The sequence below is a fragment of the Kitasatospora sp. NBC_01266 genome (genome assembly GCF_036242395.1).
GTDB lineage: Bacteria > Actinomycetota > Actinomycetes > Streptomycetales > Streptomycetaceae > Kitasatospora.
Window position 1 is genome coordinate 7,056,075 of record NZ_CP108458.1, and the last position, 25,687, is coordinate 7,081,761.

23 protein-coding genes are annotated in these 25,687 nt (G+C 73.9%); 11 read left to right on the forward strand and 12 right to left on the reverse strand.

Going from position 1 to position 25,687, the window contains the following annotated elements; genetic code table 11:
- Positions 1-166: 166 nt before the first annotated feature.
- Positions 167-1,993 (reverse strand): AMP-dependent synthetase/ligase, encoded by a 1,827-nt coding sequence (locus OG403_RS30375; protein WP_329572649.1) that lies wholly within the window; start codon positions 1,991-1,993, stop codon positions 167-169.
- A 355-nt stretch (positions 1,994-2,348) separates the two neighbouring features.
- Between OG403_RS30375 and OG403_RS30380 the strand changes: the two genes are divergently transcribed.
- The 5 genes from OG403_RS30380 to OG403_RS30400 all read left to right on the forward strand — a co-directional run bounded on the left by OG403_RS30380 (position 2,349) and on the right by OG403_RS30400 (position 7,740).
- Positions 2,349-5,042: a sensor histidine kinase gene (locus OG403_RS30380; RefSeq protein ID WP_329570030.1), complete on the forward strand. Its 2,694-nt coding sequence runs from the start codon at positions 2,349-2,351 to the stop codon at positions 5,040-5,042.
- Positions 5,039-5,446, forward strand: a complete 408-nt coding sequence (locus tag OG403_RS30385; RefSeq protein ID WP_329570032.1) for a roadblock/LC7 domain-containing protein — start codon at positions 5,039-5,041, stop codon at positions 5,444-5,446. The genes OG403_RS30380 and OG403_RS30385 overlap by 4 nt, the downstream gene beginning before the upstream one ends.
- A complete protein-coding gene (locus OG403_RS30390; RefSeq protein WP_329570034.1) occupies positions 5,443-5,886 on the forward strand; it encodes a DUF742 domain-containing protein in 444 nt (147 codons plus the stop codon). Before OG403_RS30385 ends, OG403_RS30390 begins: the two co-directional genes overlap by 4 nt.
- On the forward strand, positions 5,867-6,490 hold the full coding sequence (locus OG403_RS30395; RefSeq protein WP_329570035.1) for a GTP-binding protein: 624 nt from the start codon (positions 5,867-5,869) through the stop codon (positions 6,488-6,490). The genes OG403_RS30390 and OG403_RS30395 overlap by 20 nt, the downstream gene beginning before the upstream one ends.
- A gap of 476 nt (positions 6,491-6,966) precedes the next feature.
- Positions 6,967-7,740, forward strand: a complete 774-nt coding sequence (locus OG403_RS30400) for a winged helix-turn-helix domain-containing protein (RefSeq protein ID WP_329570038.1) — start codon at positions 6,967-6,969, stop codon at positions 7,738-7,740.
- An 82-nt stretch (positions 7,741-7,822) separates the two neighbouring features.
- Here OG403_RS30400 and OG403_RS30405 read toward each other — a convergent pair whose 3' ends face one another.
- The 8 genes from OG403_RS30405 to OG403_RS30440 all read right to left on the reverse strand — a co-directional run bounded on the left by OG403_RS30405 (position 7,823) and on the right by OG403_RS30440 (position 16,701).
- Positions 7,823-8,215: a hypothetical protein gene (locus OG403_RS30405; protein ID WP_329570040.1), complete on the reverse strand. Its 393-nt coding sequence runs from the start codon at positions 8,213-8,215 to the stop codon at positions 7,823-7,825.
- Positions 8,216-8,261: 46 nt separating this feature from the next.
- Positions 8,262-9,251 carry an aldo/keto reductase gene (locus OG403_RS30410; protein ID WP_329570041.1) on the reverse strand — a complete coding sequence of 330 codons (990 nt, stop codon included), beginning with the start codon at positions 9,249-9,251 and terminating at the stop codon, positions 8,262-8,264.
- 122 nt (positions 9,252-9,373) lie between these two features.
- On the reverse strand, positions 9,374-9,970 hold the full coding sequence (locus OG403_RS30415) for a Clp protease N-terminal domain-containing protein (protein ID WP_329570043.1): 597 nt from the start codon (positions 9,968-9,970) through the stop codon (positions 9,374-9,376).
- Between the two features lie 2 nt (positions 9,971-9,972).
- Complete coding sequence (locus tag OG403_RS30420; RefSeq protein ID WP_329570045.1) at positions 9,973-10,203, reverse strand: RNA polymerase subunit sigma-70; 231 nt, start codon at positions 10,201-10,203, stop codon at positions 9,973-9,975.
- 65 nt (positions 10,204-10,268) lie between these two features.
- Positions 10,269-10,817, reverse strand: coding sequence for an ATP/GTP-binding protein (locus OG403_RS30425; RefSeq protein ID WP_329570047.1), 549 nt, complete (start codon positions 10,815-10,817; stop codon positions 10,269-10,271).
- A gap of 57 nt (positions 10,818-10,874) precedes the next feature.
- A complete protein-coding gene (locus OG403_RS30430) occupies positions 10,875-14,165 on the reverse strand; it encodes an error-prone DNA polymerase (protein ID WP_329570048.1) in 3,291 nt (1,096 codons plus the stop codon).
- Between the two features lie 69 nt (positions 14,166-14,234).
- Entirely contained in the window at positions 14,235-15,941 is a 1,707-nt protein-coding gene (locus OG403_RS30435; RefSeq protein WP_329570049.1) for a DNA polymerase Y family protein, read from the reverse strand.
- A 1-nt stretch (position 15,942) separates the two neighbouring features.
- The gene (locus OG403_RS30440) at positions 15,943-16,701 is read right to left on the reverse strand and encodes a hypothetical protein (RefSeq protein ID WP_329570052.1); all 759 of its coding nucleotides are present in this window, start codon (positions 16,699-16,701) and stop codon (positions 15,943-15,945) included.
- A 246-nt stretch (positions 16,702-16,947) separates the two neighbouring features.
- On the opposite strand from OG403_RS30440, the gene OG403_RS30445 reads away from it, so the two are divergent.
- The 3 genes from OG403_RS30445 to OG403_RS30455 all read left to right on the forward strand — a co-directional run bounded on the left by OG403_RS30445 (position 16,948) and on the right by OG403_RS30455 (position 19,283).
- Positions 16,948-17,475, forward strand: coding sequence for a GNAT family N-acetyltransferase (locus OG403_RS30445; RefSeq protein ID WP_329570053.1), 528 nt, complete (start codon positions 16,948-16,950; stop codon positions 17,473-17,475).
- A gap of 157 nt (positions 17,476-17,632) precedes the next feature.
- Positions 17,633-18,298, forward strand: a complete 666-nt coding sequence (locus OG403_RS30450) for a maleylpyruvate isomerase family mycothiol-dependent enzyme (RefSeq protein WP_329570055.1) — start codon at positions 17,633-17,635, stop codon at positions 18,296-18,298.
- A 64-nt stretch (positions 18,299-18,362) separates the two neighbouring features.
- A complete protein-coding gene (locus OG403_RS30455) occupies positions 18,363-19,283 on the forward strand; it encodes a GNAT family N-acetyltransferase (RefSeq protein ID WP_329570057.1) in 921 nt (306 codons plus the stop codon).
- Positions 19,284-19,375: 92 nt separating this feature from the next.
- On the opposite strand, the gene OG403_RS30460 is transcribed toward OG403_RS30455, so the two are convergent.
- The 3 genes from OG403_RS30460 to OG403_RS30470 form a co-directional block, all read right to left on the reverse strand.
- On the reverse strand, positions 19,376-19,951 hold the full coding sequence (locus OG403_RS30460) for a GrpB family protein (RefSeq protein WP_329570058.1): 576 nt from the start codon (positions 19,949-19,951) through the stop codon (positions 19,376-19,378).
- A gap of 39 nt (positions 19,952-19,990) precedes the next feature.
- Positions 19,991-20,875, reverse strand: coding sequence for an NAD-dependent epimerase/dehydratase family protein (locus OG403_RS30465; protein ID WP_329570060.1), 885 nt, complete (start codon positions 20,873-20,875; stop codon positions 19,991-19,993).
- Between the two features lie 88 nt (positions 20,876-20,963).
- A complete protein-coding gene (locus OG403_RS30470; RefSeq protein WP_329570062.1) occupies positions 20,964-22,196 on the reverse strand; it encodes an MFS transporter in 1,233 nt (410 codons plus the stop codon).
- Positions 22,197-22,266: 70 nt separating this feature from the next.
- Between OG403_RS30470 and pdxR the strand changes: the two genes are divergently transcribed.
- The 3 genes from pdxR (at position 22,267) to OG403_RS30485 (ending at position 25,654) form a co-directional block, all read left to right on the forward strand.
- On the forward strand, positions 22,267-23,709 hold the full coding sequence (gene pdxR / locus OG403_RS30475) for a MocR-like pyridoxine biosynthesis transcription factor PdxR (RefSeq protein ID WP_329570064.1): 1,443 nt from the start codon (positions 22,267-22,269) through the stop codon (positions 23,707-23,709).
- A 345-nt stretch (positions 23,710-24,054) separates the two neighbouring features.
- Positions 24,055-24,648 carry a DUF4865 family protein gene (locus OG403_RS30480; protein ID WP_329570066.1) on the forward strand — a complete coding sequence of 198 codons (594 nt, stop codon included), beginning with the start codon at positions 24,055-24,057 and terminating at the stop codon, positions 24,646-24,648.
- A gap of 94 nt (positions 24,649-24,742) precedes the next feature.
- Positions 24,743-25,654, forward strand: coding sequence for a phosphotriesterase family protein (locus OG403_RS30485; protein WP_329570069.1), 912 nt, complete (start codon positions 24,743-24,745; stop codon positions 25,652-25,654).
- Positions 25,655-25,687: the final 33 nt, after the last annotated feature.

The window sequence follows — 25,687 nt, forward strand, 5'->3', positions numbered from 1 at the left end:
AGTGGGGGACCGCCCCGCGCACGGTGTGGGGGAGCGCGGGGGCAGGTGTCGCACGGACCTGCCAATAAAGTGGACTAGACCAACTGGGAGGTCAAGGGTTCGGTGCCGACTTAAGGGAGCCTTCAGGTTGGCGGGTGGTGCCGCGTGACCTCGCGATGGCGGCCCGTCAGGGCGTGTAGAGCGCCTCGATGTCGGCCGCGTACCACTGGGCGATCGCCTGCCGGCGCAGCTTGAGCGAGGGCGTCAGCAGGCCCTGTTCGACCGTGAAGCCGCCCGGGAGCAGCCGGAACGCGCGGATCGACTCGGCCCGCGAGACGGCGGTGTTGGCACCGGCCACCGCGCGCTGGATCTCCGCGTGCAGCTCCGGGTCGGCCAGTGCCGTCAACTCGTCCGCCGGGGCCCGCCGGTGCGACAGGTGCCAGTGCTCCAGCGCCTTCGGGTCCAGGGTGATCAGCGCCGCCACGTACGGGCGGTTGTCGCCCACCACCACGCAGTGCGCCACCAGCGGATGCGCCTGGACCCGGTCCTCCAGGGCGGTCGGTGCGAGGTTCTTGCCGCTGCTGGTGACGATCACCTCCTTCTTGCGCCCGGTGATGGTCAGGTATCCGTCCTCGTCCAGCGAGCCCAGGTCGCCGGTGGCCAGCCAGCCCTCGCGCAGCGACTCGGCGGTGCAGCGCGGATGGTTGAGGTAGCCGCCGAAGACGCCGCCGCCGCGTACCCAGACCTCGCCGTCGTCCGCGATCGCCACCTCCGCGCCCGGGATCGGCCTGCCGACCGTGCCGAACTTGGGGCGCTCGGGCGGGTTGGCGGTGATCGCCGCGGTGGACTCGGTCAGCCCGTAGCCCTCGTACACGGTCATCCCGGCGCCCGCGAAGAAGAGGCCGAGTTCGCGGCGGAGCGTCGAGCCGCCGCACATCACGCTGCGCACCCGGCCGCCCAGCGCGGCCCGGATCTTCTGGTAGACCATCCGGTCGTAGGCCAGGTGGCGGATCCGCAGCGCGGGCCCCGGGCCCGACCCGTGGCCCAGGCCCCGCTGCTCGGTGGCCTCGGCCCAGCGCAGCGCGATCTCCTCGGCCTGGCCGAAGAGTTCGCCGCGCCCCGCGTTCTCGGCGCTGCGCCGGGCCGAGGCGTAGAGCTTCTCGAAGACATAGGGGACGGTGAGCAGGAAGGTGGGCCGGAACGCGGCCAGCGCGGGCAGCAGCACCTCGGCGCCGAGTTCCGACTGGTGCCCGAGCCGGATCCCGCCGCGCAGCGCGGCCACCTGCACCACCCGGGCGTAGACATGGGCCAGCGGCAGGAAGAGCAGGGTGGTGGCCTGCTCCTCGGTCCGGTCGCTGAAGACCGGGCCCCAGCAGGCCAGCAGGTTGTCCGCCTCGGCGGTGAAGTTGCCGTGGCTGAGCAGGCAGCCCTTGGGGCGCCCGGTGGTGCCGGAGGTGTAGATCACGGTGGCGATCGACTCGGCGGTGACCGCCGTGCGCTGACGGTGCACCAGGCTCTCCGGCACGCCGGTGCCCTCGGCGGTCAGGGTGCGCACGCAGCCCTGGTCGAGCTGCCAGATCCCGGTCAGCCGGGGCAGCGCGTCGCAGACCGCGCCGACGGTCATCGCGTGGTCCTCGTTCTCCACCACGCAGGCCACCGCGTCGGTCTCGGCGAGGATCCAGCGCACCTGTTCGGGGGCGGCGGTCGGGTAGACCGGCACCGGGATCGCGCCGATCGACCAGAGCGCGTAGTCGAAGAGCGTCCACTCGTACCGGGTCCTGGACATCAGCGCGACCCGGTCGCCGAACCGGACGCCGCGGGCCAGCAGGCCCTTGGCCAGGCCCAGCACCTGGTCCCGGAAGGCGGCCGCGGTGACCGGCACCCAGCGCCCCGAGCCGCCCGCTCGGCGGGACAACTGGACCAGCGCGGGGTTGAGTTCGGCCGTCTCGTAGACCGAGTCGGCCAGCCCGCCGACCGCAGGCTGCGCCAGCGGCGGGGTGCTCAGCTCGCGCAGCATCCTCCCGGCCCTCTCCGGCCCCGCCGCCGGCCACGCTCCGTGGCCCGTACGGAGACCAGCGGTGACCTCCAGGGGCTCGGTAGCGACCGTAGCGGATCGTCGAGGCGCTGCCCAGAGCCGGAGGGTCCGTCCGCCGAAAGCGCACGGAAAAGACAAGGGGAGGAGACACCGTCAGCGGCCGTTGGTGTCACCCGACATGTGCCTGCCAATGCTGGATCATGCGTCTGCCAACAACGGATCAGGACACGGTGAACAACAGATCAGGATCGATCGCCGAGACCCGTCGAACCAGTCAGGATCGAGTAGTAAGCTCGCGCAGACTCCCACCCGGGCACACCCGACCGAGGACTCCATGCGTCTGCGCAGCAGCTCGATCCGCGCGAAGATCATCGCGCTGCTCCTCGTGCCCATTGTGGCGCTTGTGGGCCTCTGGGCCTATGCCACCTTGGTCACCACCAGCGACTTCTGGAACCAGCTGAACGTGGCCTCGACCTACCGGGCCTTCGGCGCCCCGGTCGACCAGGTGGTCCTCGACCTGCAGGACGAGCGCCGGGCCGCGGTGGTGCTGCTGGCCCGACCGCAGGCCGCGGACGTGCAGAACGACTACCTCAACACGCAGAAGACCACCGACCAGGATCTCGCGCTGCTGGAGCAGAAGGCGACCGGCCCCGGCTCCGGACGCCTCAGCGGCACCGAGCGGGCCCGGCTGCAGGACCTGCTGAACGCGACGGGCCTGCTGACCTCGCTGCGCGGCCAGGTCAGCGAGCAGTCGATCAGCTGGGGCTTCGCGATCACCCAGTACAGCGGCCTGATCCTGCCGGCCTTCAACTTCCGGTCCGCCTTCGTCAGCGAGCAGAGCGGCCAACTGCCGCGCGAGGGAACGATCCTGATCGAGCTGACCCGGGCCAGGGAGTACCTCTCGCAGCAGGACGCGGCGATGGAGGGGCTGCTCGCCAGCCCGGGGCCGACCCTGCTCCAGGAGCAGGAGGTGCTCGACCCGATGCACGACCAGGAGGCGCTCTTCGAGGTCTACATCGGCGAGTTGGACCAGCCCGACCAGGGCGACTACCAGGCGCTGCAGAGCGGCGAGGACTGGCAGGCGCTGGACCTCGCCGACCGCGAGTTCGAGAGCGCCAGCGAACCGGCCGACGCGGTGGCCAGCATCAACGAGCCGAGCTGGCACACCACCGCCGACCACATCCTCGACGACCTCTCCCAGGAGAACAGCCAGCTGGCCGACTCGCTCGGCGCCAGCGCCACCGCCGCCGCGATGGGCATGCTGTGGCGCGGGGCGATCGCCGGTCTGGTCGGACTGCTGGCGATCGTGCTGTCGGTGGTGGTCTCGCTGCGGGTCGGCCGCGGACTGGTGCGCGAGCTGATCGGGCTGCGCAATGCCGCCCACGAACTGGCCGGTGTCCGGCTGCCCTCGGTGATGCAGCGGCTGCGCGACGGCCAGCCGGTGGACATCGCCGCCGAGGCGCCCGAACTGAGCTTCGGCGACGCGGAGATCGGGCAGGTCGGCCGGGCCTTCAACCTGGTGCAGCACGCCGCCGTGCGGGCCGCGGTGGAGCAGGCCGAACTGCGGCGCGGGGTCTCGGCGGTCTTCGTCAACCTGGCCCGGCGCAGCCAGGTGCTGCTGCACCGCCAGTTGACCCTGCTCGACACCATGGAGCGGCGCACCGAGGACCCGGCGGAGCTGGAGGACCTGTTCAAGCTCGACCACCTGACCACCCGGATGCGCCGGCACGCCGAGGGTCTGATCATCCTCTCCGGCGGCTCGCCCGGGCGGGCCTGGCGCAAGCCGGTGCGGATGGTCGACGTGGTGCGCGCGGCGGTCGGCGAGGTGGAGGACTACGCGCGGGTCATCGTGCGGCCGTTCCCCAGCACCGGGCTGCTCGGCAGCGCGGTCGCCGACGTCACCCACCTGATCGCCGAACTGGTCGAGAACGCCGCGGTGTTCTCGCCGCCGCAGACCCAGGTGACGGTGCAGGGCGAGGTGGTGGCGCACGGCTTCGCGCTGGAGATAGACGACCGCGGGCTCGGGCTGAGCGAGCCCGCGCTGGCGGAGATCAACCAGCGCCTGGAGGTCGAGCAGGCCTTCGACCTGACCGACACCGACCGGCTCGGGCTCTTCGTGGTCAGCCGGTTGGCCCGGCGGCACGGGATCCGGGTGAGCCTGCGGGCCTCGCCGTACGGCGGGACCACGGCGGTGGTGCTGATACCCCGGGAGCTGCTGGCGGAGGTGCCGGGCGGCAGTGCGATGCCCGGTGCCGTGCGTGGGGGTGCGCCCGGGGTCGGCGCCGCTCCGGTGCCGCGGCAGCGGGATCTGGTCGCCGTGGCGGGTGGGGTGAAGTCGCGGGCCGGCGAGCCCAGGCGCGCCGCGCAGCAGCGGGCGATCACCGGACCGCAGCCGGCCGGCGCCGAGCCGGCCCGGACGCCCGGCGGACTGCCGAGGCGGCGGGCGGCCGGCGGGCCGGTGCTGGTGCCAGCGCCCGGCGGAACGGGGCGGCATCGGCGCCAGGGTACGGATCCTGACGGTGCATCAGCTCTGGCCGATCCGGCCGGTCCCGCTGGTGTGGTCGAGGCCGAGGCGGCGCCGAGCGGTGGCCGGTCGGCCCGGTCCGGGCCGGTGGCCGGCGGACTGCTGCCGCGCCGGGTGCGACAGGCCAATCTCGCACCGCAGTTGAAGGAGTCGACCGCGCGGGAGGCCGGCGACCACGGGGGCGACCCGCAGGCCGCGCGTGAGCGCTCACCGGAGGAGGCGCGGGCCACCTTCAGCTCCTTCCAGCGCGGCTTCAGCCGGGGCCGGGCCGTGCCGCCGGCCGGAACCCTGTCGCCCGCCGCAGCCGCGCCCGCCGCGGCCGCGCCCGCCGGTCCCGGCGCGCTGTCGCCGGGCACACCCGCGGCGGTCGGGCCGCCGCCGTTCGACGGCCGGCCACCCCGGCCGGACGCCCGCCGCGCGCTGGCGGCACCCCCTGTACCCCCGGCTCTGCCGGCTGCTCCACGCCCAGCACCACCCGCACCTGCGGAAGGACCTGATCGATGACCGCAATGACCCAGCCGTCCGGCGACCTCAACTGGCTTCTGGATGACCTGGTAGGACGGGTGGCGTCGCTGCGGCACGCCGTCATCCTCTCCAGCGACGGCTTGGCCACCGGAGCGTCGCAGGGCCTGGAGCGGGAGGATGCCGAGCACCTGGCCGCCGTCGCCGCCGGGTTCCACAGCCTGGCCAAGGGCGCGGGCCGGCACTTCGGCGTCGGCGGCGTGCGGCAGACCATGGTCGAGCTGGACGAGGCGTTCTTCTTCATCACCGCCGCCGGTGACGGGAGTTGCCTGGCGGTGCTGAGTGACGCGGACTCCGACATCGGTCAGATCGCCTACGAGATGGCACTGCTGGTCAAGCGGGTCGGGGAGCACCTCGCCGCCGAACCACGGCATCCGGCCGGATGACCGGGCAGACACCGGAACACCAGCCGACCGGGCCCGCCGCTTCCGACGAACTCGCCTCGCAGGGGCAGTGGTTCGACGACGAGGCGGGCCCGGTGGTGCGGCTCTTCTCGATGACCAGGGGCCGGACCAGACCGGTCGGCGAGGAGTTCTTCGACCTGATCTCGATGATCTCGCTCGCCGACCCCGGCGACCGTGACCCGGACCAGCCGGAGCCGGTGCTGGATCCGGAACACCACGCGATCCTGGACCTCTGCGTCCGGGGAACGCTCTCGGTGGCCGAGCTCGGCTCGTACACCGACCTGCCGGTCAGCATCGTCCGGGTGCTGCTCGGCGACCTGCACGATGCCGGGCTGATCGGCGTCACCCGCCCCGTTCCGCTCGCCGAACTGCCGGACGAGCGCCTGCTCCGCGAAGTGATCAATGGACTCCGAGCACTCTAGATCCTCTGATGGATCATCAGCCTTCCTGCCCTGGCGCACTTCTGACGGTGCGCCGACCATCGCGTTGAAGATCCTGGTGGCCGGCGGCTTCGGGGTCGGCAAGACCACCCTGGTCGGCGCGGTCAGCGAGATCCGCCCGCTGCGCACCGAGGAACGGCTGAGCGAGCTGGGCCGCCCGGTGGACGACACCAGTGCCGTGGCCGCCAAGCGCACCACCACGGTGGCGATGGACTTCGGGCGGATCGACCTGCGTCCCGGGCTGGCGCTCTACCTCTTCGGCACGCCGGGCCAGGACCGGTTCTGGTTCGTCTGGGACGAGTTGGCGAGCGGCGCGCTCGGTGCGGTGGTGCTGGCGGACACCCGCCGACTGGCCGACTGCTTCCCGTCGGTGGACTTCTTCGAGCAGCGCGGGATCCCGTTCGTGATCGCGGTGAACTGCTTCGAGGGCACGGAGGTCTTCGCGGTGGAGGACGTCCGGGCCGCGCTCGACCTCGACCAGGGCGTGCCGGTGGTGCTCTGCGACGCGCGGCGGCGCGCGGACGGCAAGGAGGTGCTGATCCAACTGGTGCGTCACGCGGCCGACCGACGGACCGAGCGCCGGTGACGGGGTGCTGGTACGGGGTGCTGGTACGGGGTGCTGTGCCGGGCCGCCGTCTCGCGGCGCAGTCCGGATATCGGAACGGCGCTTGCCCTGGAGGGCGTCGGCGTGGAAGCCTCTGGGGCAGCACGCCGCGACGCACTCGACGCGTTCGGCTGGAACACCCGGGGGAGGGCAGCACCATGACGGCGGAGCGTTCGCTTCTCACGCGACGGCCGGTGCCTAGCCGCGCCCGGGGAATCCGCTTCACTGAGGCCATGCACTCCTGCGTGGACAGCGGCCGAGGCCGTCAGGACCTCGAGCCGTTCTGGCCGTCCCGGCAGCCGCACCTCTTCGACCAGACCTGTCCGGGTTCGCCTCGCGCGTCCCGGCCCGCCCACCGCTGACCCAGGTCACCCGACCTCGGAACAGCCACGGGCGGCGGAGTCCGGTCCGACGCGCAGACGACGTCCATCCAACGTTCTGTGCGAAAGAGCTGCCTCATGTCTTCCTCCTCCTCGGCCACCCTGACCGCCCCCGCCGCCACCCCGCACCTGCGGGCCGTCCGCTCGGTCTCCGCCGCGCCGAGCGCCGCCGAGCGCCGGCACCCGGCGCCCGGCGCGGCGATCCCGCTCCCACCGACCCTGCTGCCGATCGGCCACGCCCAGCTGGCCGGGTACGAGCAGTCGGCCATGCCTTCCGCACTGCTCGGCGCGCTGCCGGAGGGTGCCGCCGTCGTCGCCACGCTGCCGCAGTCATCCCTGCCGCAGTCGCTACTCGCCCAGTACGGAGCCCAGTTGGGCCTGCCGGGCGGGGCGGTTCAGCCGCTGGTGGGTTACCTGGTGCTGGTGCCGGCCGAGCCGGCGGCCACCGGCCTGGCGCCCGCTGCCGTGCCGGCCGCCGTGCCCGCCGCCGCCCCGGTGGCGTTCGCCGCTCCGGTGCTGCCGGCGGCCGGCACGGGCGGGCGCGGCGCTCGCTCGGCCGCGCGCGGCATCAGCGTCGACCCGGAGCGGCGCAGCGCCCACGTCGACGGCGAGCTGCTCGATCTCACCTACCTGGAGTTCGAGTTGCTCGCCCACCTGACCCAGCACCCGCAGCGCGTGCACACCCGCGACCAGTTGGTCTCCGCTGTCTGGGGCTACGGCCACGTCGGCGACGGCCGCACGGTTGATGTCCATGTCGCCAGGCTGCGCCGCAAGTTGGGTGCGGCACACCGGGACAGCATCGTCACCGTACGGCGGGTCGGCTACAAGTACACGCCGATCACGCAGAGTTGATGATCAGTCAGTGCGCTGAGGGTGCTGTGCTTCGACCGTTCGGCCGGGAGCCGGTGCTCCCGGCCGAACGGTCAGCGGCCGATCAGGTGCAGTGGCCGATCAGGTGCAGCGGCCGGAAGCGGGCGGCCGACCAGGTGGTGTCGACGGAGACCAGGGACACTCCGTGCCAGCCCAGTTCGGTCAGGGCCGGCATGAGGGTGTCGCGGCTCAGGTCCGAGACGCCGCCCTTGCGGTAGGCGATCCAGACCTTGCCGCTCTCCGCCACGGCCGCGAACGCGGCCGGTGCGTGCCGGTGCAGTTCGCCGCTGTCGTGGGCGAACAGCACGACCACGTCGGCCGTGCCGCCGCTGCCCGACTCCAGCGTCACGCCGTCGGGCAGCGGGCCGAGCGGCGCGGCCTGCCCGTCGGGGGTGTTGATGAGGGTGAGGGTGGCGCCGGGCTTGATGCCGAGCTTCTCCGCAGTGGTCTTGGGCACCTGCTTCTCCTTCCGTCCGGGCCGGGTGGGCCGGTGGTGATCCGGCTCAGCGGCTCAACCGGTCGATCTCGGCCAGCTCCTCGGCGCTCAACGGTCCGGCCGCCAAGGCGTCGAGGTTCTGGTCGAGTTGGGCCACGCTGCTGGCGCCGACGATCACCGAGACCACCCGGGGGTCGCGCAGCACCCAGCTCAGCGCCAGCTGGGCCAGGCTCTGCCCGCGCTGCCCGGCCAGCTTGTCCAGGGCCCGCAGCTGCGCCAGCTTGTCCGGGGTCAGCGCCTCCTGCTTCAGGAAGTGCCCGACCGACATCCGGGAGCCGGCCGGCACCTCGCCGCCGAGGTAGCGGTCCGTCAGCAGGCCCTGGGCCAGCGGGGAGTAGGCGATCAGACTGGTCTGGGTGTCGCCCACCGCGTCCAGCACCCCGTCCTCGACCGCGCGGTCCAGGATCGAGTAGCGGGCCTGGTTGAGCAGGGCCGGGGTGCCCAGCTCGCGCAGGATCGCCACCGCCTCCCGGTGCTGCTCGGCCGGGTAGTTGGAGATCGCCGCGTAGAGCGCCTTGCCCTGCTGGACGGCCGAGGCGAGCGCGCCCATGGTCTCCTCCAGGGGCGTGTCGGGGTCGTAGCGGTGCGAGTAGAAGACGTCCACGTAGTCCAGGCCCATCCGGTCCAGCGACTGGTCCAGGCTGGCCAGCAGGTACTTGCGGCTGCCGCCGTCCCCGTACGGGCCCGGCCACATGTCGTAGCCGGCCTTGGAGGCGATGAACAGCTCGTCGCGGTACGGGCGGAAGTCCTGGGCGAACAGGGTGCCGAAGTTGCGCTCCGCCGAGCCGTACGGCGGGCCGTAGTTGTTGGCCAGGTCGAAGTGGGTGACGCCCCGGTCGAAGGCGCGGCGCAGCACGGCGCGCTGCACCTCCAACGGCTGGCTGTCACCGAAGTTGTGCCACAGCCCGAGCGAGACGGCGGGCAGTCGCACGCCGCTGCGCCCGGCGCGGCGGTAGGTCATCGAGGCGTAGCGGGAGTCGGCCGCGAGGTAGCTCATACCGGCATCCTGCCAGGTGGCGATGGGTGCCCGGAGCAGCGGCACGGTCCTCGCCCCGGGGGCCGGTGAGCTGCGGGTGTCCGGCGGTCGGTGGTCGGCGGCCAGTGGTCAGTGGTCAGTGGTCAGTGGTCCAGGGCGGCGAGCACGGCGGGGTGGACGGTGGCCAGGACCAGCCCGCGATCCTGCAGCACCCGGGCCGCCAGCCCCTGGCGCTGCCCCAGGCTCGGGGGCTGCTGGGCCTCCTGGAGCAGTCCGACCAGCAGGTGGCCGGGTTCGATGGTCTTCGCCTTGCGCGCCACCGCCGCGCTCAGTCCCAGCGCGATGGCCTGCTTGGCGCGGTGGCTGAAGCGCACCCGGCGGGCGCTGTCCCGGCCACCGCTCCGGCCGCTGCTCGGGCCACCGCTCCGGCCGTCCAGCGCGCCCGGCCCGAAGGTCGCCTCCACGGCCTCGCGCACCGCCGTCAGATCGATGCCGATGGAGCCCAGCGCCTCGGCGTCGACGGTGGCCGAGCCGTCGCCGAGCAGGCGGACCACGGCGGCCCGCGCGCTCGGCAGGTCGAGCCCGTGGTCGACCAGGACCGCGACGCACGGGTCCTCGGGGTGGTGCAGCAGTCCGAGCAGCAGGTGCTCGGTGCCGAGGAACTCGTGGCGCAGCTGGGCGGCTTCGCGCTGGGCCTCGGTGATCGCCTGCCGGGTGGGCGCGGTGAAACGTTCGAACATGGTCACTCTCCGTCCAGGAAGAGGGGGCGCCGGGCGTGCTTCTTGTGCACCGCCTGCCGACTGACGCCGAGGCAGGCGGCGATCTCCTGCCAGGACCAGCCATGGGCCCGGGCGCTGCCGACCTGAAGGTCCTCCAGCCGGTCGGCGAGGTCGCGCAGGGCACGGACGGCCCGTAGGCCGGTGGCGGGGTCGGGGCTGCTCGCGTCTGCGGCGAGCTGGTTGGTCTCGCTCATGGTGTCAACATAGGTTGACGCCGCCTGAGTGTCAACCAAAGTTGACAGTCGCGCTGGGTGAAGCCTCATGCCGCAGAGCGCGACAGCTCGCCGAGGGTGTCCCGGACCAGGGCCACCCGCTCGGTGAGCGGGCCGGCCGGGATCTCGATCAGCTCGAAGCCGAAGGCCCGGTAGCTCTCCCGGTGGATCCGCTCGAACTCCAGGGAGTCCGCGAAGCTGATCCGGCGGGCCGGTGTCGGCTCGCAGAAGCCGAGGTTGCGGATGAAGAAGACCTGGGGTTCATAGCTCCGCTCGCGGGTGATCCGGGTCAGCTCGGCGGCCAGTGCGGGGCTGACCGGACGGTCCAGGAAGACGCTCAGCGCATGGGTGCAGACGGGGGAGCGGTCGTGGATCTGGAGCGCCGCCGTGCCGCGGAGCCGGCGGTCGCGCTGCTCGGCGGTGATCCGGTCGACGAAGTCGGCGCGCTGCCACGGTTCCGGCACGCCCCGGGCCTGCTCGGCGGCGATCACGTCGGTTGCGGCCTCGGCCACCGTGTGGTGGCCGAGGGCCGCCAACTCCCGCAGGATCGAGGTCTTCCCGGCTCCGGGGGTGCCGGTGAGGATGTAGCGCCGCATGATGCTCCTCGTTTCGTCGGGGTTGGGTCTGGCTCTGGGTCGGGGTCTGGGTCGGGATCAGATCGCCACCCGCAGCGGCCGGATCCTGGTGGCGACCACATTGGTGGCGCCCTGGTCGCGCTCGACCCGGCCGTGGATGAGCAGGCCGGCCCGGTCGAGGGCGGTGCGGCGGTGGGGCTCCCAGACCGGGCGGTTGCAGACCACGTTGATCAGGCCGGTCTCGTCCTCCAGGCTGAGGAAGAGCACGCCGCCCGCCGTGGGCGGTCGCTGACGGTGCGTCACCAGGCCGCCGACCAGCACGGGGCTGCCGTGGGCCAGGGCGGGCAGCTCGGCGGCGGGGGTGGCACCGATATGGGTCAGGTCGGGGCGGACGTGCTCGACCGGGTGGCTGGTGGCGCAGGACCCGGTGGCCCACAGATCGGCGATGGTCTCCTCGACGGGTGTCATCGCCGGCAGTTCGGGCGCGACGGTCCCCGGAGTGGTGCCGGGCAGCAGGACCAGGTCGCCACCGAGCGCCAAAGCGCCAGCAGACCACAGGGCCTGACGCCTGGTCAACCCGAAGCAGCGGAACGCCCCCGCGGTGGCCAGTGCCTCCAGCACCGGGGCCGGCAGGGCGGTGCGGTGCGCGAAGTCCTCCAGGTCCCGGTACGGCTGCCCGGCGGCCACCGCCCGGGCCTGCTCCTCGCCGAGGCCGCGCACCGTGGCCAGCCCGAGCCGGATCGCCGGGCCGTCCCCGGGCCCCTCCAGAGTCGGGCCCGCCGCACTGGCGTTGACGTCCACCGGATGCACCGTCACGCCGTGCCGGCGGACGTCCGCGATCAGGCTGAGCGGCGAGTAGAAGCCCATCGGCTGGTTGGCCAGCAGCGCACAGGTGAAGGCCGCCGGATAGTGGTACTTCAACCAGGCGCTGGCATACACCAGATGGGCGAAGCTGATCGAATGCGACTCCGGGAAGCCGTAGTTGGAGAAGGCCTCGATCTTGGTGAAGATGTCCTCGGCGGTCTGCGACGGGATGCCGCGCTCCGCCATCCCGTCCAGCAGCCGCCGGCGCAGCTCGGCCACCCGCTGGTGCGAGCGCTTGGCACCCATCGCCTGCCGCAGCCGGTCGGCCTCGGCACCGGTGAACCCCGCGCAGTCGATGGCCAGTTGCATCATCTGCTCCTGGAACAGCGGAACCCCGAGGGTCTTGTCCAGGGCCCGCCTCATCAGCGGGTGCGGGCAGTCGGCCTTCTCCTGCCCGGCCCGGCGGCGCAGGTAGGGGTGGACCGAGCCGCCCTGGATCGGGCCGGGGCGGATCAGGGCGACCTCCACCACCAGGTCGTAGAACGTGGTCGGCTTCAGCCTCGGCAGGGTGGACATCTGGGCCCGCGACTCGACCTGGAACACCCCGACGGTGTCGGCCCGGCAGAGCATCCGGTAGACGTCCTCGTCGTCCCTGGGGATGCTGGTGAGGTCGAGCCGGCGGCCGTGCTGCTCGGCCACCAGCGTGCAGGCGTCGTGCAGGGCGGAGAGCATGCCGAGCCCCAGCAGGTCGATCTTGACCAGGCCCGCGCCGGCCGTCGACTCCTTGTCCCACTGCAGCACCGAACGGCCCGGCATGCGGGCCCACTCGGTCGGGCAGATCTGGCCGACCGGCTGACCGGTCAGCACCATGCCGCCCGAATGGATTCCCAAGTGGCGTGGTAGGCCGTGCAGTTGGCTGCCCAGCTCGAGCACGTCGGCCGGGATCACGGCGTCCGCCCCGGGAGCGGAGCGGAAGTCGACCTGCCGGGAGAAGGCGTTGACCTGGTCCATCGGGTAGCCGAGCACCCGGGCCGCGTCGCGCAGTGCCAGCCGGGGGCGGTAGGTGATCACGTTGGCCACCTGGGCGGCGTGCGCGCGGCCGTAGCGCTGGTAGACGTACTGGATCACCTCCTCGCGGCGCCGGTGCTCGATGTCCAGGTCGATGTCGGGCGGCCCGTCCCGCTCCATGCTGAGGAAGCGTTCGAAGAGCAGCCCGTAGTGGATCGGGTCGACGGCGGTGATGCCCAGCGCGTAGCAGACCGCCGAGTTGGCGGCCGAACCGCGCCCCTGGCACCAGATGTCCTGGCGCCGGCAGAACTCCACCAGGTCGTGGACGATCAGGAAGTAGCCCGCCAGCTCCCGCCGCCGGATCACCTCCAGCTCCCTGGCCAGCTGCTCCTCGGCCCGCCGGTGGTCCGGGCCGAAGCGAACTGCCGCTCCCCGGAGCGTCAGTTCGCGCAGGAAGCTGAACCCGGTGTGCCCGTCCGGCACCGGGAAGACGGGCAACTCCGGTTTCAGGGTGGTGAATTCGAAGGCGCAGGCGCGGCCGAGTTCGGCGGTGGCGGCCCGCACCCCGGGGAACCGGTCCAGCCGGGCCGCCATCTCGGCCCCCGACCGCAGGTGCGCGGTGCCCGCCGCCCTGGTCCATCCGGCCGCCTGGGCGAGCGTCCGGCGGGCCCGCAGCGCGGCCAGCCCCTGCGCCAACCGCCCCTGGGCGGGGGTGGCGTGGTGCACGTTGTTGGAGGCCACCACCGCGAGGCCGGCCCGGGCGGCCAGCGCCGCCAGCGCGTCGTTGCGCGGGTCGTCCCCGGGCAGCCGGTGATCGATCAGCTCGACGAAGACGTTCGCCGCCCCGAACGCCTCGGTGAGCAGGTGCAGTTCGCGCAGTGCGGCGTCCGGTCCGCGCTCCTCCAGGGCCCGTTGCACCCGGCCGTTGCGGCAGCCGGTGAGCACCGCCCACTCGCCGCCGTGCGCGCCGGCGACCTCCTCGAACGTGTAGGCGGGGCGGCCCTTGCCCTGGCCGGCCAGCTGGGCGGCGGCGATCGCGGCGGACAGGCGCCGGTAGCCCTCGGCGGAGCGGGCCAGTACCAGCAGGTGCTCGTCCCGCAGGCCGGGCGCGCCAAGGGAGTTGGGGGCGTCCGGGGAACCGGGCAGGTTGAGCTCGGCCCCGAAGGCGGTGCGCAGGCCGGTGCCCTGGGCGGCCAGATGGAGCCGGACCGCTCCGTAGAGGCCGTCGTGGTCGGTGATCGCCAGGGTCTCCACGCCGAGCCGCAGCGCCTCGGCGACCAAGTCCTCCGGTTCGCTCGCGCCGTCCAGGAAGCTGAACGCGGAGTGCACGTGCAGCTCGGCCCAGGGCGTGCTCGTGCGGGGCCGGTCGGGGGAGCCGGGCAGGCGCAGCACGTCGGCGAACTGACCCGCGTCCGCGCGGTGGTCGCTCTCCCTGCCGCGCTCCCGGTCGCTCTCCCCGCCGCGCCCCCGGCCGCTGTCCCGTTTGCCGCCGTCCCGGCCGTGCATCCGGTCGCGGAGTTCGCTCCAGGGGAGCTTGGACTGACTGTCGAATCCCATGGTGCCGGGCCGTTCGTTCTTCGTTCCGTCCGGGATCCCGCGGGATCCCGCTGATTCGCTGATGGTCCGTCAGGTATAGGCCGCCTCCACCGCCCAGCCCCCGCCCTCCCGGACGAGCAGCAGCGCCCGCCCGTCGGCCAGGGTGACCTGGAGCCGGGCCCGGCGTCGCCCCAGGTCCGGCTCCCACCACCGCTCGACGGCGGGCCACGGGCCGGCCCAGCCGGTGACCACCGTCACCCGTCCGTCCAGCACCAGCTGGGCCGGCGGCGCGGAGACCTCGGCCCGCCCGGTCACGGCGACCGGCAGCCCGGCCGCGTCCAGCACGGCCACCGGCACCGGCGTCGGCGGCACCACGCCGGGCGCCGGGTGGCCGAGCCGTCCCGGCCAGGGCGCGTCCCGGTCGGTGGCCGGCGCCGGCCGCTCGCCCCAGGGGACCTTGACCAGCACCTCGTCCGGACCGCGCCCGCCGACCCGTTCGACCCGGGTCAGCCCGCCGTACCCCAGCAGCGCCTGCACCCGGGCCGCCGCCCGCTCCACCCGGTCCTCGACCACCGCCTGTCCCCAGAGCGCCAACTGCCGCCCGTGGTCGGCCACCAGCTCGTCCGGCACCAGCCGCAGCGCGGTGAACCCGCCGGCGGTGGGCGCGAAGAACCCCGAGCCCTGCCAGGCCTGCAGCTGCCAGCGCACCCGCTCGGCCAGCGCGGGCGCGGACAGCCGCCCCTCGTGCTGCCAGAGCCGGCTGGCGCTGCCGCCGTCCGCGCAGGTCACCTCCACGGCCACCCGGCGGCAGGCCAGCCCGGCCCCGGCCAGCGCCTCGTGCAGGCGCTCGGCGAGCGCGCGGCCGACGAAGACCAGCGGCTCGACCAGCAGTTCGGGCGGGTCGAAGCGCTGCTCGACCGCCAGCTCGGGCCCGGGGGTCCGGCCGGCCGGCGGTCGCGCGGTGCGGCCTTGGGCCAGCCGGTGCGCGGCCCGCCCGGCGGGCCCGAACCGGTCGGCCACGGTGGCGGCCGGCAGCCGGGCGAAGTCGCCCAGGGTGGGTACGCCGAGCCGGACCAGCAGCTCGGCCAGCGGTTCGTCCTCCAGCGCGGCGACCGGGTACGGAGCCAGGAACTCGGCCGTCCGTCCGGCGGGCACCACGACCCCGGCACGGGCGGCGAGCACGGCGGCGAAGACGCCGTCCGCGGCCCCGAGTCGCGGGGCCGGGGCGCCGGTGGACCCGGGAGCGGCGGCCGTCACCGGGGCCGGCTCCACCGGCCCGCCCCAGTCCGTGGCGCGGTCCGCCGCCGGGTCCACCGCCACCCGCAGCCCGGCCAGGGCCGCCGACACCGCCGCGACCAGCGCCCGCTCCCCGCCGAAGTACCGGGCCGGCCCCTTCACCTGGATCGCGCAGAGCCCGGGTCGCAGCACCTCCACCCGAGGCGTGAACGCCTCGACGGCGGCCACCACGGGTTCGAAGCAGCGGGTCTCGCCCGCCGGGTCCCGCTCCCGCAGCCGCAGCTCGGGGCAGAGCCGGTGGGCCAGCCGCAGCCGCTGCCCGCGCCGCACCCCGGCCAGCCGCGCCGCGTCCGAACAGGCCAGCACCCGATCACCTGCCACCACGGCCACCGCCCGGCCGGGCTCGGCCAGGCCACCGGTGGCGACGATCGGCCAGTCCGGGTACCAGACCACCAGCACCCGCACCGGGTCGACCCGGGTGTCGTCGACGCCGTTGACGTCATCGACGCCGACGCCGTTGACGTCGCCCCGTTCACCCGCACCGCTCTCGACAGCAGCCATCTCACACCGCCGCCAGCCGCCCCCGCCCCACCGCGTCGCCCGACTCCACGTCGAGCCCCACCCCGACAGCGGCGGGCCCGAGGGCACCGTCCCGCGTCTCGATCACCTCGGGCGCCGTCCCGGGCGCCGCTTCCTCCGCCGCCCGGACCACCCCGTGCTCGTCCGGCAGCCAGACCCGCGCCGTGCGGGCACGCGCGGCCGCACCCCGGCCCTCGACCTGGACCAGCGCCCGCCGCCCGGCCAGCAGCCCGTACCCGGGGCCCAGCCCGACCCAGCGGCTCTCCCGCACGCTCAGCCGCAGCTCCGCCCCGGGCCACTCGCCGGCCACCAGCAGCACACACCCGCTCCGCCGCAGCACCGCGCCCAGCCGGGTCGCCAGCTGCGGCGCCACCGCCCCGGACGGACGCAGCAGGATCACCTCCACCGCCCCCGCCAGCGCCGCCACCACCTCGGGCCACTGCCGTCCGGGCGCGTCCACCAGCAGCAGCCGTCCGGGATCGATCCCGTACCCGCTGGCCGCCAGCAGCCCGAGCTCGGGCAGCCCCACCGCCGCGTACCACCCGTCCCGGTTCCCCGAGGCGAGCGCCAGCAGCAGCCCGGCGTCGTCCGACACCGACACCGCCGCCCCGCGCCGCAGCCCGCCCGCCGGCAGCACCCCGGCCAGCGCGGCGGGCACCGGCAGGGGCACCGGCGCCGCTCCGTCTCCCGACGGCACCGGCACCGGTGCTGCCTGCTGCTGGAGGAGGACGGGGGTGGCCATGGGTCCAGGATCGAACATCCGTTCGTAAAGATTCAAGTCAGAATCGAACTCTTGAGCCAATTCGAGGGTGATCGAGATCTCGTGGTGACGGAGAGTGGCTGTGATTGGTCGAAATGGTTGTCACCTGGTCGCGACAACTGTCACCTCAGGTCTTCAGCGTGGCTGTCGATCTGGCCCGAAAATCGACAGCTGGCACATCATCAGGATCTGTCACCTGGACCACGCGGAGGGCCTAGGGTGATCGGGATGAGCGATGATCCCGTGATGCTGCGTCCTGTGGCCGAGGACGACCTGCCGGTGCTCGAGCGGTTTCTCACGGATCCTGAGGCGACCGGGCCGTTCCAATGGCTCGGTTGGTCGGATCCCGGGCGGTGGCGACGGCGCTGGGAGCAGGACGGTCTGCTCGGCGATGACGGCGGCCAGCTGATGGTGGTGACTGGTGCCGACAGGTTCGGCTTCGTGGCATGGCGGAAGGTCGTGATGTCGCGGAGCTCGTACTGCTGGAATGTTGGAGCCCAGCTGCTGCCGGAGGGCCGGGGCCGTGGGGTCGGCACGCAGGCCCAGCGGCTGCTGGTGCGCTACCTTTTCGCGCACACACCGGTGGTCAGACTTGAAGCGGACACCGAGACGGAGAACATCGCCGAGCAACGCGCACTACAGAAATCCGGCTTCACCCGCGAAGGCGTGCTGCGCAGCGCTGTGTTCCGGGACGGGCAGTGGCGGGACGTCGTCCGCTACAGCGTGCTCCGCAGCGACAGCCTCGGACAGCGGTGACAACTGAGCCGAAAGCTCGGAGCAGGTGACAATAGGCGAGCCACGTCCGAGATCCGGTGGCAGCAGGTGGCGACCTCGTCGAGGATCTCGTCGGCTGCTCGATTGCTCGGCTGCTCGGTTGCCGCCGGCCCGACCAACGCACAGGAGCAGTGCCCGCATGTCACCGTCGACACCGACCGACGACCCCCGACCTGTGACCGGTCTCTGGGGGCAGATCCACGCCGAGCGGGCCGCCTTGGCCGCCGACCTGGTGGGGCTGGATGAGGAGCAGTGGGCCACCCGGTCCCTCTGCGACCGGTTCACGGTCCGCGAGGTACTCGCGCACATGACCGCGGGGGCGAGCCTCACCCCCGTGCGGTGGATGGCGGGTGTTGTCCGCTGCCGCTTCGACTTCGACCGGCAGGTCGCACTGCGGCTGGCCGAGCACATGGGCGCGGCTCCGGCCGAGACGCTCGCACGGTTCCGCCGGGTGATCACCAGCACGACCAAGCCGCCCCTGCCGAGAGTGGCGATGCTCGGGGAGACGGTCGTGCACGCGGAGGACATCCGCCGACCGCTTGGCATCAAGCGCGACTATCCGGTCGACGCCCTGACCGCCCTGGCCGCCTACTACCAGGGCTCCGACTTGCCCGTCCTGTCGAAGAAGCGCGCAGTCGGCCTACGACTGGCGGCGACCGACGGCCCCTTCGTCGCCGGTGACGGCGTGCCGGTGTCCGGCACCACGCTGGCCCTGGTGATGGCGATGGCCGGCCGCGCACCCTACTGCGACCAGCTCGACGGCGAAGGGGTCGCCCTCCTGCGCGAGCGCCAGGCGATGGCCTGACCGACGGCACGACCACCGGGCAAACGGGTCGACAGGGCGGGTGCGGAGGGAGCAGGGTGCACGCATGTCTGATCTTCTGCCACTGCCGCTGCCGACCGGCTATCGGAGCCGGCCGGCAACCATCGCCGACGTCGACGCGATCCATCGCCTGGTCGCGACCTGCGAGCGTGCACTGTACGGCCGCGCCGAGGTCGATCCCGACGGTGTCGCCGCCGACCTCGCCCGTCCCGGCCTGGACCTGGCCCTGGACACGTTGCTCGTGCACGACCCGGCGGGGGAGCTGGCCGGCCGGGCCTGGGTGAACCGGCGCTCCGAGGTCGACGTCCATCCCGACCACCAGGGGCGGGGGTTGGGCGGCTCACTGCTCGCCTGGGTCGAGGCGCGGGCCCGTGAAGCGGGCGGCGAACGGATCGTCCAGACGGTCCCGGACGGCGACCGGCGGGCCGTCGCGCTGCTGCGCTCGCACGGCTACGAACCGCACGCCATCGCCTGGTTCCTGGAGATCGCGCTGCCCGTCGAACCGGTGGTGCCCGAGCCGCCGGCGGGCATCACGGTGCGGCCGTTCCGGGCCGGCGACGAGCGGGCGGCGTACCAGCTCACCGAGGACGCGTTCGACGAGTGGCAGCAGCGGCGGAAGTCCTACGAGGAGTGGGCCCTGTTGACCGTCGAGCGCGACATCTTCGCGCCGGCGGTCTCGTCGGTGGCGTTCGCCGGCGACCAGATGGTCGGCGCGGTGCTCTCGCTGGACCTCCCGGATACCGACGAGGGGTACATCGAGCGGGTCGCGGTCCGACGTGACCACCGCAACCAGGGCATCGCCCGCGTGCTGCTGCGGCACACCTTCCGTGACGTCCACCGGCAGGGGCGGCGGACCTGCACGCTGTGGACGCACTCGCAGACCGGTGCGCTGTCGCTGTACGAGCGGGTGGGTATGACGGTCCGGCACAGTTCCACGGTCTTCGGCAAGGCGCTCACCACCCGGTAGCGGAGCAGCTCCTGCGGGCCGGCCCCGGTGCGCCGGCCCGTGGCCTGTCCGGCCCCGCCGCCCGGGCTCCGGGCGGCGGGCCCGGCGATCCGTCATGCCCGGGCGGCCCGCCAGCCGGTGTCCGCCGCCCAGCGCTCGGCCGCGGCCATCAGGATCTCCCAGGCGGGCGCTTTGATCTGCCCGTAGTCGCCGAGGTCCGGCACGCTCTGCGCCAGCCGCTGCTTGAAGGCGCCCCAGGAGCGGCGGGCGGCCTCGTCCGCGCGCAGGTAGTCGCGGAACAGCAGTGCGTGGCGCGCGGCGCGGCCGTCGCTCTCGCGCAGGTGGACGTTGCAGCGGCGGGCGCCGACCGGGGGAGCGAAGACGAGCTTTCGGCTCTGCCGGCCGGCGGTCACCTCCAGGTGGTTCCACGGCTCGGGCCGGCAGCGGAAGCCGATCGTGGCGAACAGCGCGACCTCGCGAGCCTGCTCGATCGACCGCATCCGCACCTGGACGTCGATGCAGTCCTTGGCCGCCAGTCCGGGTACCGAGGTGGACCCCACATGGTCGACAGCGAGCGCGAGTTCGCCCAGCACGGCACGTAACCGCTCGGCCAGCAGCTCGAATTCGGCCGACCAGCCGGCCTGGTAGTCGACGACCGCGACGGGAGCCTGCTCATCGGGAAAGGGCATGCCCACCAGATTAGTGGCGTACCGGCTCCGTCGGACGGCTTACGCCGGGTGCTGCCGGCCCAGTTCGGCGAACCCCGCCCGCCAGGACGCCCGGGTCGGGCGCCAGCCCCGGGCCTGCCGGGCCAGCGTGTTGTCGGCGCCGCGCTCCCAGCCGGCCCGCCCGCCGCCCCGCCCGTCGGTGGCTCCCACCACCGGCGGCGGTGCCCCGACGGCGGCGGCCAGCACCGGGACCCAGTCGCGGGCCGCCGCCGGTTCGTCGTCCACGATGTTGACCGTCCCGCTGGGCCAGTCCAGCGCCGCGAGCGCCGCCAGTGCCGCGTCCTCGACGTGCAGGAAGGAGCTCACGGCGGCGCCGGCGGTCAACTCGCCCCGGTGCAGCCGCTGCGCCGTCAGGCCGTCCGGCGCGTACCAGGTGCCCGGTCCGTAGAGGGTGCCGTAGCGCAGCACCACGTGCTCGGGCAGCTCGGCGGCGGCCTCCTCCAGGGCGCGCAGGCCGGCGACCGTGGTGGCGCGCGGCTGCTCGGTGGTGTCGTCCAGCGCGGTGGCCTCGGTGGCCGGGGTGTCACCGCCCTGGTAGGCCCAGGAGATGGACTGCGCGACGATCCGCCCCACCCCGGCGCGGTGCGCGGCGTCCACCAGGTTGCGGGTGCCCTCCCGGCGGATCCTGGCGTTCGCGGCGAAGTCGAGGGCGGCGAGCGCGGTCAGCTGGTGCATGATCGCGTCCGGGGCGGCCTCGGCGACGGCCCGTTCGACCGCCGCCCGGTCGAAGACGTCCAGCCGGATCGCCTCGGCACCGCGCTCGCGCAGCGCGGCCACGCCCTCGGCGGAGCGGGAGGTGGCGGCGACCTGGTGGCCGGCGTCCAGCAGCAGCGGCAGCAACTGGCGGCCGATGGCGCCGGTGGCCCCGGCGAGGAGGATGCGCATGGCGGTGAACTCTTTCGCTTCGTGCTGACGATGGCAGGGGTGGCAGGGGTGGCAGGGGTGGCTGGGAGCGAGGTGAGCTGACGGTACGTCAGACAGGCGGCGCGGCACGCCGATCGGTGAGCCAGAGCCCGCCCGCGAGTACGGCGAGGCCGAGGCCGCTCAGGCAGCTGCCGGACCAACCCGCCTCGCTGTACAGGGTGGTGGCGACGCCGGCGCCGGCCGCCCCGCCGAGGAAGTAGGCGGTCATGTAGGCGGTGGTCACCCGTGAGCGCACTGCCGCCGGGTAGGCGTAGATCCGGGCCTGGTTGAGCACGTTGACGCCCTGCGCCCCGGCGTCCAGCAGCAGGATCCCGGCGATCAGCGGCAGCAGGTGGTGACCGCCGGTCAGCAGGGCCCAGGCGATGCCGACGGTGAGCAGCAGCAGTCCGGTCGCGCGGTGCGCGATGCCCCGGTCCTGCAGCCGTCCGGCGGGCTGCGCGCCGGCGGCACCGGCCGCACCGAGCAGGCCGAACAGGCCGATGGTGGCGGGGGAGTAGTGGTACGGGCGGTCGGTGAGCAGGAACGGCAGTGCGGTCCACAGGAGTTGGAAGCAGGCGAAGGCGAGCGCGCCCGCCGCCATCCGACGGCGCAGGAAGGGCTCGCGCCGGACCAGGGCGACGATCGAGCCGAGCAGTCGCGGGTAGCTCTGCCCCTGGTCGGCCGCCGGCAGCCGCGGCAGGCCGAACCGCAGCGCGAGGGCCAGCAGGGCGACGGCCGCCGCCGCGATGCCGTACACCGCGCGCCAGCCGGCCAGTTCCTCGAGCAGGCCGGAGGCGGTGCGGGCCAGCAGGACCCCGAGCAGCAGCCCGGTCATCAGGGTGCCCACCACCCGCCCGCGCTGCTCGGGGCGGGCGAGCGTGGCGGCCAGCGGGATCAGCACGCTGATGGCCGAGCCGGTCAACCCGACCACGGCCAGCAGCGGCAGCAGCACCCCCATCCCCGGCGCCAGCGCGACGCCCGCCAGCGCCACCGCGTCCACGCAGAGCATCACCACCACCAGTCGCCGCCGGGCGAGCAGATCGCCGAGCGGCACCAGCAGGACCAGGCCGAGCGCGTACCCGACCTGGTTGACCGTCATGCAGAGCCCGGCCACCCCGGACGACACCCGCAGGCTGCGGGCCAGCACGGGCAGCAGCGGCTGCGCGTAGTAGTTGTCGGCCACGACCAGTCCGCACGCCGTGGCCAGCAGCAGCACCAGCGGCCTGGACAGCCCGGCGGCGGGAGCGGGTGGGGGAGCGGGTGGCGGGACAGGGGTGGCGGCGACGGCCCGAGGAATGGTCACGTGATCAAATTAGAAGCCGATCGGACCAATGACATGAGCCAATCGCCTGCCAGTGAAGTGAGCCAAAACCATGCCCAGCCCGCACCCCTCCGCCGGTCTCGACCTGCTGATCGAACTCGGCCCCCCGGGGCCCCGGGGCGCACGCCGCCGCTCGGTCGAGGAGGCGCTGCGCACGGCGATCCGGGAGGGGCGGCTGGCGCCCGGGGTCCGGCTGCCGGCCACCCGTGACCTGGCCGAGCAACTCGGCCTGGCCCGGGGCACGGTGACCCAGGCCTACGAGCAACTGATCGCCGAGGGCTGGCTGACCGCCCGCACCAAGGCGGGCACCCGGGTCGCCGCCGGTGGTGCCGCTCAGGCGGTGCGCGCCACCGACCCGCCGCCGTCCCCGCCGCCGCCCGCCGCGCCGACCGAGCCGCGTCACGACCTCAGCCCCGGCCGCCCCGACCTCTCCTCCTTCCCGCGCGCCGCCTGGTCCCGCGCCCTGCGCCGGGCGATCCACGAGGCGCCGGCGGAGGCGTTCGGCTACGGCGACCCGCGCGGCCGGATCGAGCTGCGCACCGCGCTGGCCGCCTACCTCGGCCGGGTGCGCGGGGTCCGGGTGGCCCCGGAGCAGCTGCTGATCTGCTCGGGCTTCACCCAGGCACTCGGCCTGCTCGCCGAGGTCCTCGCCGGGACGGGCGTGCGCGCCCTCGCGATCGAGAACCCCGCGATGCCCGAGCACGTGGCGATCGCCGCGGCCCGGCTCGCGGTGCGGGACGTCACCGTGGACGACCAGGGCCTGCGGGTCGGCGAGTTGGCCGACGGCGATGCCCGGGCGGTGGTCTGCACCCCGGCGCACCAGTTCCCGCTGGGGGTCAGCATGTCCCCGGCCCGCCGGGCGGCCCTGCTGGCCTGGGCCGAGGAGTGCGACGGCTGGATCGTGGAGGACGACTACGACGGCGAATTCCGGTACGACCGAAGGCCAGTGGGCGCCCTCCAGGCCCGCCGGCCGGACCGGGTGGTGTACGCCGGATCGGTCAGCAAGGCGCTGGGCCCGGCGGTGCGGCTCGGCTGGATCGCCTGCCCGCCCCGGCTGTTGGAGCCGCTGGTGACGGCCAAGTACCTGGCGGACCGTCAGACCCCGGTGATGGAGCAGCTGGCACTCGCGGAGCTGCTGGATTCCGGTGCCTACGACCACCACCTGCGCACCATGCGGCGCGGCTACCGGCGTCGCCGGGACACCCTGGTGCGGGCGGTGGCCGAGCAACTGCCGCCGGGTGCCCGGCTCTCCGGGATCGCCGCCGGCCTGCACGCGATCGTCCGACTCCCCGCCGACCGGGGCCTGGACGAGCAGCGGATCGGCGCCGCGCTGCGCCAGGGGTCGGTCCGGGCCCGACTGCTCGGCGAGTACCTGCGCGGTGCGGCCGGGGCCGAGGCGCCGCCTGCCCTGGTGGTCGGCTACGCGACCCCGAGCGCGCACGCCTACGCCGGCGCGGTGGACGCGCTGCTCGGCGTGCTGCGCGGTCTGGGGTAGCGGTCCGGGTGGGCGGGGCCGAGGTAGTGGTCCGGGGAGGCGGGTCCGAGGTGGTGATCCGGGGCTGCGGGCGGGCAGCACGGGGAGCCGCCCGCCCGCGTGGGGGTGCGGGCGGGCGGCGGTCCGGTGGGGGGAGAGAAGCGGCGTGGGTGACCGCGGTGGCGGCGCCATGCAGATGGGTGGGCATGGCGAACGACACGTGAAGATTCAACTATTCGGATAACACTATTCCGTGTCTGCATGTCCCTGTCCAGCTTTTCGTGCATTAATGCGTGATGGCTGTACCTACTAGTATGTACAGTGTTCCGCGAAAGCAGCAGCCGGACCGAACAGGGGAGGCGCCCGATGCACGCGATGCAGTACGAGATCACGCTGCCGGCCGACTACGACATGGAGATCATCCGCCACCGGGTCGCGACCAGGGGCGGGCAACTGGACCGGTTCCCGGGCCTGGCGCTGAAGGCCTACCTGATCCGCGAGCGCGGGGTGGCCGGCTCGACCGTCAACCAGTACGCGCCGTTCTACCTCTGGCGGACGGACGAGGGGGCCAACCGCTTCCTCTGGGGCCCCGGATTCCGCGGCCTCAGCCAGGACTTCGGGCGGCCGGTGGTCCGCTCCTGGCTCGGCCTGGCCGTGCAGGACGGGCCGGACCGCGCCGCGGACCCGACCGTCGCCGACCGCCTGCGCACGCCCATCGGGCCCGACCGGGACCCGGCCGAGGCGATCGAGCAGGCCCTGGCCGAGCTGCCCGCCGACCGTCCGGGCGTGCACACCATCGCGCTGGCCGTCGACACCGCCCGCTGGGAGCTGCTGACCTTCACCCTCTGGGCCGGGGAGCCCGAGGCCGACGCGCCCGGCCCCGAACTCGGCGAGCGCTACCGGGTGCTGCACCTCAGCCGCCCGGAGCTGGCGGACCTGCCACGCGGCCGGCACTGGTGACCGGCGGTCAACTCCAGCCCTCCGACAGCGCCGGCAGTCCCGCCGGCGCCGACAGCCCAGACCACGCCGCCCCCCAGAGCCGAGGAGCCCGGGTATGACCACCCCAGCCGTCCGCACCGTGCTCGGCGATCTCGACCCCGCCGAACTGGGCGTCACCGACGCGCACGACCACCTCTTCCTGAGCAGCGCCAAGCTCCCCGGCCAGGAGCTGGACGACCCGCTCGCCGCCGCCGCCGAACTCGCGGCGTTCCGCGCGGCGGGCGGCCGGGCGGTGATCCAGTGGACGCCGTACGGCATGGGCCGTCGCGCCGCCGAACTGCCCGCCCTGTCCCGGGCGAGCGGGGTGCACCTGGTCGCGGCCACCGGGTTGCACCAGGCCGGACACTACGAGCGGCTCCCCGACCTGGACACCCTGGCCGAGCTCTTCGTCCGTGAGCTGACCCGGGGCATCGGCGGCGGGGAAGCGCCCAGGGTCGGTCTGATCAAGGTGGCCGGCGGCTACCACGGGCTGGATCCGCACGCCCGCCGCACCATGACGGCCGCCGCCGAGGCGCATCACGCCACCGGCGCGCCGATCGCCGTCCACCACGAGCACGGCACGGCCGCGCCCGAGGTGGTCGAACTGCTCTGCGGGCGGCTCGCGGTGCCGCCGAGCAGCGTGATCCTCGGCCACCTCAACCGCTTCCCCGAGCCGGGGATCCACCAGGAGCTGGCCGCCACCGGCGCGTACCTGGCCTTCGACGGGCCCTCCCGGGCGCACCACGCCACCGACTGGCGGTTGCTCGACTGCCTGGCCGCACTCGCCGGGGCCGGCCACGGCGAGCGCCTGCTGCTGGGCGGGGACACCGTGGTCAGGTCGGCCCGCGCGGCCGACGGCGAAGGGCCGGGGATGCCGTTCCTGCTCACCGGCCTGCGCCCGAGGCTGCGCCGCGCGCTGGGTGAGGAGCAGACCGACCTGATCTTCCGGCAGAACCCGGCCCGCGCCTTCGCGGCCGACTGGCGCTGACGCCTGCGGGCCGGGGGATCCGCCTGTCCCCCG